Annotated in this window: 14 protein-coding genes; 3 read left to right on the top strand and 11 right to left on the bottom strand. The window is 68.6% G+C overall.

What is annotated here, in order from left to right; all coding sequences use genetic code 11:
• Nucleotides 1-93 precede the first annotated feature (93 nt).
• Nucleotides 94-603, bottom strand: coding sequence for a GNAT family N-acetyltransferase (locus tag ACLQ7E_RS22250; protein ID WP_411734766.1), 510 nt, complete (start codon nucleotides 601-603; stop codon nucleotides 94-96).
• Between the two features lie 35 nt (nucleotides 604-638).
• On the opposite strand from ACLQ7E_RS22250, the gene ACLQ7E_RS22245 reads away from it, so the two are divergent.
• On the top strand, nucleotides 639-1157 hold the full coding sequence (locus tag ACLQ7E_RS22245; protein ID WP_411734765.1) for a putative immunity protein: 519 nt from the start codon (nucleotides 639-641) through the stop codon (nucleotides 1155-1157).
• 61 nt (nucleotides 1158-1218) lie between these two features.
• Here the strand turns inward: ACLQ7E_RS22245 and purN are convergent, their stop codons facing one another.
• From purN to ACLQ7E_RS22215, 6 genes are read right to left on the bottom strand one after another with little or no spacing between them, the layout of a single operon-like run.
• Nucleotides 1219-1785 carry a phosphoribosylglycinamide formyltransferase gene (gene purN / locus ACLQ7E_RS22240; protein WP_411734764.1) on the bottom strand — a complete coding sequence of 189 codons (567 nt, stop codon included), beginning with the start codon at nucleotides 1783-1785 and terminating at the stop codon, nucleotides 1219-1221.
• A 22-nt stretch (nucleotides 1786-1807) separates the two neighbouring features.
• A complete protein-coding gene (locus ACLQ7E_RS22235; RefSeq protein ID WP_411734763.1) occupies nucleotides 1808-2341 on the bottom strand; it encodes a YbaK/EbsC family protein in 534 nt (177 codons plus the stop codon).
• 10 nt (nucleotides 2342-2351) lie between these two features.
• Entirely contained in the window at nucleotides 2352-4097 is a 1746-nt protein-coding gene (locus ACLQ7E_RS22230; protein WP_411734762.1) for a dipeptide ABC transporter ATP-binding protein, read from the bottom strand.
• On the bottom strand, nucleotides 4094-4918 hold the full coding sequence (locus ACLQ7E_RS22225; protein WP_411734761.1) for an ABC transporter permease: 825 nt from the start codon (nucleotides 4916-4918) through the stop codon (nucleotides 4094-4096). Before ACLQ7E_RS22225 ends, ACLQ7E_RS22230 begins: the two co-directional genes overlap by 4 nt.
• A gap of 20 nt (nucleotides 4919-4938) precedes the next feature.
• On the bottom strand, nucleotides 4939-5889 hold the full coding sequence (locus ACLQ7E_RS22220) for an ABC transporter permease (protein ID WP_411734760.1): 951 nt from the start codon (nucleotides 5887-5889) through the stop codon (nucleotides 4939-4941).
• Between the two features lie 18 nt (nucleotides 5890-5907).
• Nucleotides 5908-7431, bottom strand: coding sequence for an ABC transporter substrate-binding protein (locus ACLQ7E_RS22215; RefSeq protein ID WP_411734759.1), 1524 nt, complete (start codon nucleotides 7429-7431; stop codon nucleotides 5908-5910).
• Between the two features lie 145 nt (nucleotides 7432-7576).
• Between ACLQ7E_RS22215 and ACLQ7E_RS22210 the strand changes: the two genes are divergently transcribed.
• Nucleotides 7577-7987 (top strand): hypothetical protein, encoded by a 411-nt coding sequence (locus ACLQ7E_RS22210; protein ID WP_411734758.1) that lies wholly within the window; start codon nucleotides 7577-7579, stop codon nucleotides 7985-7987.
• On the top strand, nucleotides 7980-8519 hold the full coding sequence (locus tag ACLQ7E_RS22205) for a DinB family protein (protein WP_411734757.1): 540 nt from the start codon (nucleotides 7980-7982) through the stop codon (nucleotides 8517-8519). The genes ACLQ7E_RS22210 and ACLQ7E_RS22205 overlap by 8 nt, the downstream gene beginning before the upstream one ends.
• Here ACLQ7E_RS22205 and ACLQ7E_RS22200 read toward each other — a convergent pair.
• The 4 genes from ACLQ7E_RS22200 to hpaH form a co-directional block, all read right to left on the bottom strand.
• Nucleotides 8516-9844 carry a DUF6350 family protein gene (locus ACLQ7E_RS22200; protein ID WP_411734756.1) on the bottom strand — a complete coding sequence of 443 codons (1329 nt, stop codon included), beginning with the start codon at nucleotides 9842-9844 and terminating at the stop codon, nucleotides 8516-8518. The two genes, ACLQ7E_RS22205 and ACLQ7E_RS22200, sit on opposite strands and share 4 nt — an antisense overlap.
• 64 nt (nucleotides 9845-9908) lie before the next feature.
• Complete coding sequence (locus ACLQ7E_RS22195; protein WP_411734755.1) at nucleotides 9909-10655, bottom strand: TSUP family transporter; 747 nt, start codon at nucleotides 10653-10655, stop codon at nucleotides 9909-9911.
• Between the two features lie 319 nt (nucleotides 10656-10974).
• Entirely contained in the window at nucleotides 10975-11790 is an 816-nt protein-coding gene (locus tag ACLQ7E_RS22190; RefSeq protein WP_411734754.1) for an aldolase/citrate lyase family protein, read from the bottom strand.
• Entirely contained in the window at nucleotides 11775-12560 is a 786-nt protein-coding gene (gene hpaH, locus ACLQ7E_RS22185) for a 2-oxo-hept-4-ene-1,7-dioate hydratase (RefSeq protein ID WP_411734753.1), read from the bottom strand. Before hpaH ends, ACLQ7E_RS22190 begins: the two co-directional genes overlap by 16 nt.
• Nucleotides 12561-12570 lie beyond the last annotated feature (10 nt).

The raw sequence follows: 12570 nt of genomic DNA, 5'->3' as shown, positions 1-12570 counted from the left end.
CGTTCCGTACTCGCCGGGTCGGCGCAACCCCCTGCGGCCATGCATCTGCCCGGCCGCGCACCCCACCGATCCGGAACGGCCGGCCCACTCGGCTCAGCGGCCGATGCCCGGCCCCGGCGGCCAGAAGGGAAAGGCAGGGGATGCGGCCAGGACCATGCCCATGAAGACGCTGTAGGGATCCGCGCCATAGGAACCGAAGGGCGGGCACGGCGTGAAGCCGTGGCGCCGATACAGCCTGCGCGCGGGGGCAAAGAAGTCGTCGCTTCCCGTTTCCAGATACAGCCGCCCGTAGCCGCGGACGCGCGTCTCGTCCATGATTCGTCCCAGCAAGCGGGCGGCGATGCCTCGACCCCGCGCCGGCCGGGCGGTGCGCATCGACTTGATCTCCCCGTGCAAGGGGTCCAGCTCTTTCAGGGCGCCGCAGGCGAGCAAGGTCCCGCCGTCCCGCGCGGTCAAGAACGTGATCTCTGGCGCGGAGAGGGCGCTGTGGTCAAGGGCGTGGACGCTGTCCCTCGGGGAGGCGGCGAACATGTCCGCCAGGTGCTCGTCCAGCAGCCGCCGGACATCCGGGGCCGTCGGGTCGTCAAGGGCAAGGGTGGTCACGGGAGCATCCTATCCATGGGCGATAGTCTGGGGCCATGCCAATTCTTCCCCGGGAACGCGACCCGCGGCTGGTCACCTTCCGCCGCGGGGGCACGCTGAGCGATGAACACCACCGGCTGCTTGCCTGCTGGGCCCTGGAGTGCGCCGAGCACGTGTTGCCGCTCTTCGAGGACCGTCATCCGGGCGATACCCGGCCCCGGCACGCCATCGAGGTCGGCAGGGGCTGGATCCGCGGCGAGGTGCCGATGCGCGAGGCACACCGGGAGGCCTTCACGGCCAATGCCGCGGCACGCGGGATGCCAGATCCGGTGAAGTTCGCGGCGCTTGCGGCAGGCCAGGCCGTTGCCGTGGCCCACGTGGCAGCCCACGACCTGGGCGCCGCAGCCTACGCCATCAGGGCCGCAGGGGCGGCCGTCGATGGCCGGGACGCCGCAACGGCCCGTGCGGCGGAACGACAGTGGCAGCGCGCGCAGCTGCCCGCAGCGGTCCGTGAACTCGTGCTCGAGGACCAGAAGCTCCGCAACAGCATTTGCTGGAACGTCTTTACCGACTGACCTAACCGGTAGACATCGCTGTCTATGCCGGGCGGGCCTCCTGTTTTCGCAAAAGCGGGTGCTACTTCGAGGCCAGATCGGCCAGCGTGGCGATGAGCAGGCGGCGCTCGACGACCTTGATGCGCTCGTGCAGCGACTCCTCGGTGTCGTCGTCTTCAATGGCCACGGCTTCCTGGCGCAGGATCGGGCCGGTGTCCACGCCGGCGTCGGCGATGTGCACGGTGCAGCCGGTGACCTTGACCCCGTAGGCCATTGCGTCCCGAACGCCGTGGGCGCCCGGGAAGGAGGGCAGCAGGGCCGGGTGCGTGTTGATGTAGGTGCCGTCGAAGGCGTTGATGAATTCCGGACCGACGATGCGCATGAAGCCCGAGGAGACCACGTAGTCGGGCTCGTAGGACAGGCACTTTTCGGTCAGCGCGTGGTTCCAGTCCGCGCGCTGGTCGAAGTCCTTGAAGTTCACCACGAAGGTCTCGATGCCGGCCGCGGCGGAGCGCTCGACCCCGAAGGTGCCGTGCTTGTCGGCGCCCACGGCGGCGATCTGAACGTTTTTCAGCGACCCGTCGGCGACTGCGTCGATGACGGACTGGAGGTTGGACCCGGTGCCGGAGACAAGAACTACGATGCGCATGGGTACAAGTTTAGTGGGAGCTTCACTCGCCCTTGGCCAGCGGCAGGACCTCGGCACCGGGCAGGGAGGCCAGCACGGCGCCGGAACAAAGGATCTTGGAGCCGCGGATCCCGCTGCCGATGATCAGGTGCTCTGCCTCGGCCACCGCGGAATCGATAAGCAGCGGCCAGGATGCGGGCAGGCCGATCGGGGTGATTCCGCCGTATTCCATCCCGGTGAGTTCCACGGCCGTGTCCATGGGCGCGAAGGAAACCTTCTTGGCCCCCAATGCCTTGCGCACCGCGGAGTTCACATCCAGCTTCTGGCTGCCCAGCACCAGGGCGGCGGCCAGCCAGGTCTTCTCCCCGCGCTGGGCCTGGACGATGACGCAATTGGCCCCCTGCTCCGGGTCGATCCCGTATTGTTCGCAGAACGCCGCGGTGTCCGCCAGCTGAGGGTCGATCTCGCTGGCCAGCACCGACTCCGGCGCCAGGTGATCCAGCGCGGCGTGCACGGGCGCGGCAACCAGCTCCGGGTTCGAGCGGGCGGGGGCGAAGTCGAGCAGTCCAAATTCCATGGACACCACCCTACGGGCCCGGCGCCAGTTCCTCGGACAACTCCAGCGAGCTGGCGATGAGTTGCGCCGTGTAGGGGTGCGCGGGGTTGTTGTAGATCTGCTCGGTGTCCCCGGATTCGACGATGCGCCCGTCCTTCATCACGATGACCCGCTCGCAGAGGTGGCGCACCACCGAGAGGTCGTGCGAGACCAGCAGCAGCGTCAGCGCGTACTCGTCGACCAAATCCGCGATCAGGTTCAGCACCTGGGCGCGCACCGAGACATCCAGCGCGGAGACCGGCTCGTCGGCCACCAGGATCCGCGGGCGGTTCACCAGGGCGCGGGCGATGGAGATGCGCTGGCGCTGGCCGCCGGAGAACTGGTGCGGGTAGCGGTGGGCGGATTCCGCCTCCAGGCCCACGAGCCCGAGCATCCGGTGCACCTCGGCCAGCCGCCCGGCCGCGTCCAGCTTCCGCCCCGGCACCAGCAGCGGTTCGGCGATGATGTCGGCGACCTTCATCCGCGGGTCCAGCGAGCCCATCGGGTCCTGGAAGACGATCTGCAGCGCGCTGCGCAGCGGCGCCAGGTCGGCCTCGCGCGCCCCGGCAATCGAGGTGCCCGCGACGGTGGCCTGCCCGGTGGTGGGTTGGTCCAGCCCGGCGAGGATGCGCAGCAGCGTGGACTTGCCGGAGCCCGACTCCCCCACGATGCCCACCCGGTCCCCGGGTGCCACGGTGAAGCTGACATCGGCCAGGGCGTTGACGACGGGCCTCGGACCGAAGGCGGTGGTGCGGGCACGGTGGTAGGTGCGGCCCAGGTTCGTCGCGGTGATCAGCGCGGGCCCGGCGGCGGGGCGCGGGTTCTGAGGGGTTTCCTGCGGGGTTTGCGGCGGCGCCGCGCGCAGCGCCGGGGGCACGTAGCTTGCCGCGGTGTCAACGGTGAATAGGCGTCCGCGCCCGTCGGTGGCCGACAGGTCGCTGGCGGCCAGCAGCGCCCGGGTGTAGGGGTGTTCGGGGGCGGAGAAGATCCTATCGATCTCACCGGACTCGACCAGGCGCCCCTTGTTGAGCACCAGCACGCGGGTGCACACGTTCGCCACCACCGCCAGGTCGTGGGTGATGAACAGCAGCCCGGTGCCGCGCCCGGAAACCTGGGTCGAGATGAGCTCCAGCACCTGGGACTGCACCGTGACATCCAGCGCCGTGGTCGGCTCGTCGGCCAGCAACAGCTGCGGGTCGTTCGCCAGCGCCATGGCGACCATGACGCGTTGGCGCTGCCCGCCCGAGAGCTGGTGCGGGTAGGCGCCGGCGGCCTGGGCCGGATCGGGGATCTTCACCGAGGCCAGCAGCTCGACGGCGCGCCGGCGGGCGGCGGCGCGGGAGGGCACGGTGCGGTGCTGGAGCATCACCTCGGCGACCTGCGCGCCGATTTTCATCAGCGGGTTCAGCGCCGAAAGCGGCTCCTGGAAGACCATCGAGATCTCGTCCCCGCGCAGCGACTGCATCGACCTGTCGCTCGCGGTGAGCAGGTTGGGCCCGAAGCCGCGCAGGTGCGCGCTGCCGGAGACGGTGAGCTCATCGGGCAGCAGGCCCAGCAGCGCGGTGGCGGTCAGCGACTTGCCCGACCCGGATTCACCGATCAGCCCGATGCGCTCCCCCGCGGCCATGGAGAAGGAGAGCCCGGAAACCAGCGGCCTGGGCCCGGCGGAAATGTCCAGGTCCGTGACCTCCAGCAGGTTCCCGGTGCCCTCGTCGGCCGGGTCGATCCGTTCACTCATGACTTGCCCCGTGCCAGCTTGGGATCCAGCGCATCGCGCAGCCCGTCCCCGAGCAGGTTGAAGCCCATCACGGCCAGCGCGATCGCGGCCCCCGGCCACAGCGCCATGAGCGGGAAGGTGCCCCAGTATTGCTGGGACTCCTGCAGCATCCGCCCCCAGGAGGGCACCGGCGGGGGCGTGCCCAGGCCCAGGAAGGACAGCGCGGCCTCGGCCAGCACCGCCAGGGCGAAGGTCACCGAGCATTGGATCAGCAGCATCCCGGTGATGTTGGGCAGCACGTGGCGGGCGGCGATGCGCAACGGGCCCTGGGCGGCGGCGCGGGCGGCGAGCACGTATTCGGCGTTCATCACCTGCAGGGTCCCGGCGCGGGCCACGCGCGCGAAGCCGGGCACCGAGGCCAGGCCGATGGCGGCCATCGCCGAGGCAGTGGAGGCGCCGTAGATCGCGGCGAACATGATCGCCAACAGCAGCGCCGGGAAGGCCAGCAGGATGTCGGAGGCACGCATGGTGATTTCCTCCACGGCCCCGCGCCGCATGCCCGCCCAGATGCCCAGCGGGGTGCCGATGAGCACCGCGATGCCCACCGAGACCACGCCGACCAGCAGCGTGATCCGCGCCCCCACCAGGAGGCGGGAGAGCAGGTCGCGGCCCAGGTTGTCGGTGCCCAGCCAGTGCTGAAGGCTCGGGCCCTGCAGCCGCACCGGCGGGTTGGCCTGCAGCGGGTCAAAGGGCGTGAAGAACAGGGAGAGCAGCGCGGTGGCGGCAACCAGCGCCACGATCCCGGCGCCAATCAGCAGGGCGCCGGTGGGCTTCGGCTTCATGGCTCCTGGCCTCGTGTTGCTCATCGGACGGCGGCGCGAATGCGCGGGTCAAGGACGGTGTAGAGCACATCCACCAGCAGGTTGACGATCAGCGTGATGGCCACAAGAACCATGACCACCGACTGGACGGTGAGCAGGTCGCGGTTGCCCACCGCGGAAAGCAGCATCGATCCCAGCCCCGGGACCACGAAGACCCGCTCGATGACCACCGCGCCGATGATCAGGGCGGAGAACTGCACGCCGGTGACGGTCAGCACCGGGATCGCCGCGTTGCGCAGCCCGTGCCGTCCCAGCGCACGCAGCGGGGACAGGCCCTTGGCCCGGGCGGTGCGCAGGTAGTCCTCGTGCATCACCTCGAGCACCGCGGAGCGGACATAGCGCACCAGGATCGCGGACTGCACCCCGGCAAGCGCCATGACCGGCAGCACCAGCCGGGAGAGGAACCCGGCGAAGTCCCGGCCCGGGGCCACCCACCCGTTGGCCGGCAACCAGCCCAGGCGCAACGCAAAGAAGGAGACCAGCACGATGCCCAGCAGGAAACCCGGGATCGCGATGCCCAGCTGGCTCAGCGCGGAGATCAGCGCGCCGGAGGGCTTGTTGTGCCGCACCGCGGCAATGGTGCCGGCGGGGATCGCGATCGCCAACGCGAGCGCCATGGCCGCGCCCACCAGGATCAGGGAGACCTGCACCTTGTCGGCAACCAACGGGGAGATGTCGGTGCGGGTCACGTAGGACACGCCGAAGTCCCCGCGCCAGAGACCGGAGAACCAGTCCCAGTACTGCACGGGAAGCGGCCTGTCGGTGCCGAATTGGCGGGCCAGGCCGGCCACGACCTCGGGGGTCGCATTTTCCCCGGCGGCGATCACCGCCGGGTCCCCGGGCAGCACGCGCATCAGCGCGAAGACCAGAATCGTGGCTGCCAGCAGGGACAGCAGAAAGCGGGCCAGGTTCCCCGCAATGCGCACCAGCATCCGTTCCGCCCCCTGGGCCTAGGACCAGGCGATGGTGGAGAGGTTCAGCGCCTCGGTGACCGAGTTGGCGCCCAGGCCGGTGATCCCCGCCTTGGCCACCGAGATGTTCGGGAAGATGAACAGCGTGTCCACCGGCGCGTCATCCACGATGGTGCGCACCACGTTCTTCATGCCGGCCACGTAGTTCGCCGTATCCGCGGCATCCGCGGCGGCGGCCTCGGCCTTGATCCTGGAGTTGTCGTAGCCGATGTAGTAGTCCGGGTTGTTGAACATGGTCAGCACGTCGCGGGCCTCAACGGCCAGGACCACCGACATCTGGTAGTCGTGGCGGTTGAACACCGTATCCAGCCAGACCGCGGGGAACTCGGCGCTCTGGATGCGCGCATCGATCCCCACGTCGCGCAGCTGCGACTGGACGATCTCGGAGACGGCGGTGGCGTACGGGCGGGTGGGAACCGTGAAATTGATCTTCAGGTCCTGGGCCCCGGCCTCCTTCAGCAGGGCGCGCGCCTTGGCCGGGTCGAAGGGGTAGGCCTCGTTGAGGTCCTCGTAGTACGGGTCGGTGGGCGGCACCGGCCCGCCGACCAGGGCGCCCAGTCCGTTCCAGGCTGTGTCGCGCACCGACTTGCGGTCGATGGCGTAAAGCACCGCCTGGCGCACGCGCTTGTCGTTGAAGGGCTTGGCCTCGTTGTTCATCGACAGGATGATCTCGCCGTTGGAAGTGCCCTCGATGACCTGGTAGTCCGGGTTCGACTCGAAGGAGGAGAGCAGCTCGGGGGCCTGCATGTTGTAGATGACATCCACGTCCCCGGAGGACAGGGCGTTGGTGGTCGCGATCGCATCGGCGAAGTAGCGCAGGGTCACGTTGGGGATGCCCGGGGCTGCGCCCCGGTAGTCGGGGCGGGCGGCGAGGTTGATCGACTCCCCGCGGGCCCAGGACTCGAGCGCGTAGGGCCCGGTGCCCACCGGGGTGTTGGCCAGGTCGGCCACGCCGGAGGGGTCGAACATGGCACCCACCAGCGTGGTCATCGAATACAGCCACGCCTGCGAGGGCCGGGAGAGGTTCACCGTGACCGAGGTCGGGGAATTGACCACGACGTCCTTGACCACGTCCATCTTGGACTTCAGCCCGTTGAGCCAGGCGTCGGACTTGACCCGCTCGATGGAGAACTTTACGTCGGAGGCGTCGAAGGCGGCCCCGTTGGAGAACGTGGCGCCCTGAACCAGGGTGAAGGTGTAGGACTTGTTGTCGGCGCCGGTTTCCCAGCCGGTGGCCAGCAGCGGCTGGATCGCGCCGGTCTGGTCAACCGTCACCAACCCCTCGTACACGTTGGACATCATGGCCTGCGGGATCGCGGCCCCGGCGGTGGTGGTGAAGTCCAGGTTCACCGGTTCGCCGGTCAGCGCGACGACGAGCCTGCCCGGGTCCGTGGGACCGGTGCCGGAGCCGGCGTTGCAGGCGGAAAGCAGCAGGGTCGCGCCGAGCGCGGCGGCGAGCAGCGCGCCGGTTTTGCTGCGTCGGCTCTTTGGCGTTGCCTGCATCGTTGAATCAGTCCTTCGGTACCTGGGCGGGGGCGGGCCGTGGCGGGCGCAAAAGCACCCGTGACTAACCATTATCGTACGCAAGTGCACCGGGCGGCGACCTCATCCATGTAACGAACGCGGCTTCGGGTCTAGTGTGGGTGATATGGCCAGCAACACCCGCAGGGAGGCACCGGATGCGGCGCGCCCGCTGCTGCGCTGGGTGGGTGCCACCATCGCCGCCATGGCCTGCACGCTGGCGGGCTGGTACCTGCCGCTGCCGTTCAGGCTGGCGGCCCTGCCCTTCGCCGTGGCCGGATTCATCCTGGGCGCACTGACCTCCCTGAGGGCGTTCGGCAACCCGGCCGCCGGCGTGCTGAAGCTTGCGGCGCCCGTGGCGACGGCGGCCTGCGGGCTCATTGCCGTGCTGCTGGCCGGTCAGCTGGTGTTCCTCGGGCCCTCGCTGCAATACCAGCAATGCCGCACCGATGCGCTGACCCTGCGCTCCGAGGCCGCCTGCACCCAGGATTTCAGAAATCAGTTGGACCCGACGAACCAAGGAGCTTCCCGTGAATGAGCAGCCAACCCCCGACACCAAGGACTGGACGATCGTGCTCCGTGAGGTGTGCGGCGAATGCGGGATCGATGTGCGGGCGCTGAGCCCAGGGCAGGTAGCGGTGCTGCTGCGCGAATCCGTCCCGCTCTTCACCAAGGCGCTGGCGGCGCCCGATGCCCTGGTGCGCAAGGACCCCAAGGTGTGGAGCACCCATGAGTATTGCGCGCACGTGGGCGAAATGCTCCAGGTGATGAACGCCAGGCTGGCCCTGATGCTGGAGGTCGACGCCCCGACGTTCCCGGACTGGGACCAGGACGAGGCGGCGGTGCGCGGTGACTACGCGGCGATCCCCTCGGCCGAGGTGGCCCGGAGGCTGGACGAGTCAGCGTCCCTGTTCGCCGCGGCGCTTCAGTCGCTGGGCGATGAGCAGGCCCCGCGGATGGGGACCCGGTCCAACGGCGCGCTGTTTACCACCGCCACGCTGGCCCAATACGCCTGGCACGACGCGGCGCACCACCTGCACCACGACCTGGGCGTCGGCCGGCCGCTCTAGCCGTCGAGCACCGGGTCGTGCTCGAGCAGCGGGGACACCAGGTACCCGATCGCGGTGCCCAGGGCCACCTGCGCCGCCAGCAGCACGGCTGTCAGCAGCACGTCGGGCCCCACCTCGGTGAACCGCCCGATGCCGAGCGACCCTCCGGCCAGCCAGGAGCCGACCAGGGACAGGGCGCCGGCAAAGGTGCCGATGAACACGCCCAGGGCCACGGTGGACAGGCCCAGGGACAGCCAACGGGAGTGGATGCGCAGGGACACCCAGTCGTCCAGGTGGTTCTCCCCCACCCGCAGGAAATACCAGCCGGCCATGAACCCGGCAAACACCGGCAGCGCCATGAACATCCAGGCGTAGGACAGGTCCCCGGAGGGAAGGGCGGCGAGCACCGGGACCGCAGGCAGTGGGCCCACGGTGGTTTCCAGCGTGGACAGCGTGCTGCCCACGCCCAGGGTGATGCCGCCGCCGGTGATCCAGGCCAGGGTCCACAGCGCCAGGTTGGGCATGATCCCCAGCTGGCCCAGGGTCAGCACCGCCGAGCCGATGGAACCGGGGCGCAGCTGCGCGTAGACATTGGAGACATCCACCCAGTGCACCGCCAGGTTGATGGCCAGCAGCAGCGAGGACAGCGCGAAGGTGAGCAGGTAGGCCAGCGTGCCGCCGCAGAGCACCGCCCACACGTAGGACCCGGCCCAGCGCGAGTGCTGGGAGGTCTTGGAGATCCAGGCCGCGGCGTCGAAGCCGATCAGCCGCACCCAGGACCCGGCCTCGCGGCGGGCCCCGATGATCACGCCCGCCCCGGCGGGGATCAGCGGGATGAAGGTGGCCGCCAGCAACGAGACGCTGGCCTCCTCGTTGTTCACCAGGAACCCGGTGAACAGCCCGCAGAGCAGGTAGATGCCCAGGGCACCAAGGATGCCCTGCCACAACGAGTCGGTGTAGGAGGCCCGGGCAATGCGCCGCCCGGCCCGCCAGCACAGCAGGAACGGGATCAGCGTCAGCCCCAGAGGGATGAAGTCCAGCACGGACGAGCCCTGCGAGGGGTCCGTCCCGGTGCCCACCTGCAAGAGGTGCAGCGGGACCGCATGGATCAGCAGCCAGATCTGGCCGCCCATCTGCAGCACCGACTCGATGCCGCGGTTGGCGAAGCCGCCGCTGAACCACACGGCGAACCACGGGATGACCACCAGGAAGGCCGAGAACAGGGCGGCCTGCATGAACTCGAAGGCACCTTGCAGGAATAGCGGCATGGGCCAGCCGGTGCTCAGCCGCTGGCGCGCCGCGTTTAGTGCAGCCGCGGCGGGCGGCTGCTTTTTCTTCTCACTCATTGCTTCCAATCGTGCCACCGAAGTGGCCCGGGGCCCCTGATTGACGCGGTGATCGGGCCCGGCGTTACAGGGCGCGCAACCCGCTGACCAAGGCGGTGATGGCACCGAAGAAGGCGAAGCACAGCACGAAGAAGCGGGCGTGCCTGTCGGAGACCACGCGCTGGACCTGCTCGCCAATGAGCACGCCTGCCCCGATGAACACGGCGACCCCGATCCAGGCCCACACCGGAAGCGCCGGCAGGGCATCGGGGGTGGTGATGAACTTCATTCCGATGGTGACGGCCCCGGTCACCACGAAGAAGGGCTGCAGGGTGGCGGCGAAGGGGCGTTGCGGCCAGCGGGCCAGCACCGCGTAGGCGCTCACCGCCGGTCCCCCGACCCCCGCCAGCGAGTTGGTGAGCCCGGAGAGGAACCCTGCACTGACCTTGGGGATCTGGCCGGAAACGGTGACGTTGGCGCGCACCAGGATCAGCGAAAGCAACAGCGCGGCCAGCACCACGGCGCCGACCACAATCGACAGCGGAGCGGAGGGCAGGCCTCCGGCCAGCAGCGCGCCGGCCACGGACCCGAAGACGCTGAAGGAGCACAGCCAGCGGAACATCGACCAGTCGATGTCCTTCCACACCCGCGGCATGATGATCGCAGAGGAGACCACCCCGCAGATGTTCACCAGGAACACCCCCTGGTGCGCGCCCAGGGCGATGACCAGGAACGGGGCAACAAGCATCGCGAACCCGAGTCCCGCCACGCGCTGCGCGATGGCACCGATGACGACCATGCCAAGCACGAGAAGAATGAGGGAAAGGTCCATTCAAGCGAGCCTATCTCTAATTGGCCCCCCGCCGGCGACACCGCGTGCCCGAGGCGTCACCGACAAGGAAACCAAAATGTCGGATCGGAGATTTGAAAATGTTTCGATTGGGCTAACCCGCAAGAACCCGGGATTTACGCGCCTGGATGGATGCCGATCTAAAATGTTGGTTTTGTGGTTCTAAACTGTTGCGGCCATTCAACGGCTTCGCAAGACGCTCGCGGGCACCCATGCGGGGACAAAAGCAAGCGGTCTTGCAGGATGGGTGAACATCCCGCAAGACCGCTTGTCTTGTCTTCCGGGCCGAGGCCCGGGACCGTCAGTAACTGGCGGGTGTCCCGGCTTCGCTTCCGGCGCTGGGGCGGAATTTTGCTGCCAGCGCCTCGGTGCCGCGGGCCAGCAGTGCCACGTCGGCACCGACACCCACGTAGTGGGCCCCGAGCTCGATGTAGCGCTTGGCAGGCGCTTCCGCGAAGGCGTTGACGCCGACGTACTTTCCTGCCGCCTTGCCCGCGGCCATGGCGGTTTCCACCGCGGCGACGACGTCGGGGTGGTCCTGCTGCCCGATCACGCCCATGGAGGCAGCCAGGTCGGACGGGCCGATGAAGATGCCGTCCACGCCCTGCGTGGCCACGATCTCCTCGACGTTGGCAACAGCCTCTGCCGATTCGATCTGCACCATCAGCGTCAGGGTTTCCCCTGCACGGGTCAGGTAGTCGGGGATGCGGTTCCAGCGGGCCGAGCGTGCCAGTGCCGAACCGACGCCGCGCACGCCCATCGGCGGGTAGTGGCAGGCGGCGACCGCGGCGCGGGCCTGCTCGGCGTTGTTGACCATGGGGATGATCAGCGACTGGACGCCCAGATCGAGGTACTGCTTGATGAGAACGGTGTCGTTGACCGGCGGGCGGACCACCGGGATGACCGGGTAGCCGCGCACGGCCTGCAGCTGGCCCAGGATCGATTCGAGTCCGTTGGGCGAGTGCTCGGCGTCGATGAAGATCCAGTCGAATCCGGCACCGGCGCAGATCTCGGCGACCAGCGGGGAACCCGAGCACACCCAGATCCCCGACAGCGCGTGGTCGGCGTGGTGCAGCGCGTCCTTGAAGGACGGATCCGGTTCTATGAGAAATGGCATGTCACGGTACCCATTCGTCCGTAGTCGGCAAAGACGGTGTCGCCCTTGTCCACCCACATGGGGCGGGTGAAGGACCCGGCCAGGATGATTTCCCCGGCGTTGAGCTTGTCGCCGTGGGCGGCGATCTTGTTCGCCAGCCAGTAGACACCGGCCGCCGGATGGTTCAGCACGCCGGCGGCGACGCCGGTTTCCTCGACGACCTGGTTCTTGAACAGGATGCCCGAGACCCAGCGCAGGTCGATGTCCGAGGGCTTCATCGGGTTGCCGCCAATGACCATGGCGCCCATCGCCGCATTGTCGGAGATGGTGTCGACGATGGTGCGACCTTCCATCTCGATGCGCGAGTCGAGGATTTCCAGGGCGGGGATGACGTATTCGGTGGCGTTGAGGACATCGAAGATATTGGCGTTGGGGCCCTCGACGTCCTTGTTGAGCTTGAATGCCAGTTCCATCTCCACGCGCGGGTGGGTGTACTTGTCCCATTCGATGCTGCACCCCGAGTCGAGCACCATGTCATCGAAGATGATGCCGTAGTCGGGTTCGGTGATGCCGGTGGCCATTTGCATGGCGCGGGAGGTCAGCCCGATCTTGCGGCCGGCCAGGATGCGGCCGTTGGCCTCGGAGCGCTGGCGCCAGAGGTTCTGGACCCTGTAGGAGTCCTCCACCGTCATCTCGGGGAAGCGGGCGGTCAGGCGCTTGACCGGCACGCGGTCGTGGCCCGCCTGCACGAGCTCGTCGGCTATCTGGGTGATGGTCTCATCGTTGAGCATGCTGGCCTGG

The organism is Paeniglutamicibacter sp. (assembly GCF_046714615.1).
In the GTDB taxonomy this organism is placed as follows: Bacteria; Actinomycetota; Actinomycetes; order Actinomycetales; family Micrococcaceae; genus Paeniglutamicibacter.
The sequence above is the reverse complement of the archived record's forward strand: the minus strand, read 5'-3'. Positions and strand labels throughout refer to the sequence as shown.

Bases quoted from the DNA above. Each gene is read 5' to 3' on its own strand.
- ACLQ7E_RS22245 (WP_411734765.1), top strand. From the start codon at position 639: ATGCCAATTCTTCCCCGGGAACGCGACCCGCGGCTGGTCACCTTCCGC.
- purN (WP_411734764.1), bottom strand. From the start codon at position 1,785: ATGCGCATCGTAGTTCTTGTCTCCGGCACCGGGTCCAACCTCCAGTCC.
- ACLQ7E_RS22235 (WP_411734763.1), bottom strand. From the start codon at position 2,341: ATGGAATTTGGACTGCTCGACTTCGCCCCCGCCCGCTCGAACCCGGAG.
- ACLQ7E_RS22230 (WP_411734762.1), bottom strand. From the start codon at position 4,097: ATGAGTGAACGGATCGACCCGGCCGACGAGGGCACCGGGAACCTGCTG.
- ACLQ7E_RS22225 (WP_411734761.1), bottom strand. From the start codon at position 4,918: ATGAAGCCGAAGCCCACCGGCGCCCTGCTGATTGGCGCCGGGATCGTG.
- ACLQ7E_RS22220 (WP_411734760.1), bottom strand. From the start codon at position 5,889: ATGCTGGTGCGCATTGCGGGGAACCTGGCCCGCTTTCTGCTGTCCCTG.
- ACLQ7E_RS22215 (WP_411734759.1), bottom strand. From the start codon at position 7,431: ATGCAGGCAACGCCAAAGAGCCGACGCAGCAAAACCGGCGCGCTGCTC.
- ACLQ7E_RS22210 (WP_411734758.1), top strand. From the start codon at position 7,577: ATGGCCAGCAACACCCGCAGGGAGGCACCGGATGCGGCGCGCCCGCTG.
- ACLQ7E_RS22200 (WP_411734756.1), bottom strand. From the start codon at position 9,844: ATGAGTGAGAAGAAAAAGCAGCCGCCCGCCGCGGCTGCACTAAACGCG.
- ACLQ7E_RS22195 (WP_411734755.1), bottom strand. From the start codon at position 10,655: ATGGACCTTTCCCTCATTCTTCTCGTGCTTGGCATGGTCGTCATCGGT.
- ACLQ7E_RS22190 (WP_411734754.1), bottom strand. From the start codon at position 11,790: ATGCCATTTCTCATAGAACCGGATCCGTCCTTCAAGGACGCGCTGCAC.
- hpaH (WP_411734753.1), bottom strand. From the start codon at position 12,560: ATGCTCAACGATGAGACCATCACCCAGATAGCCGACGAGCTCGTGCAG.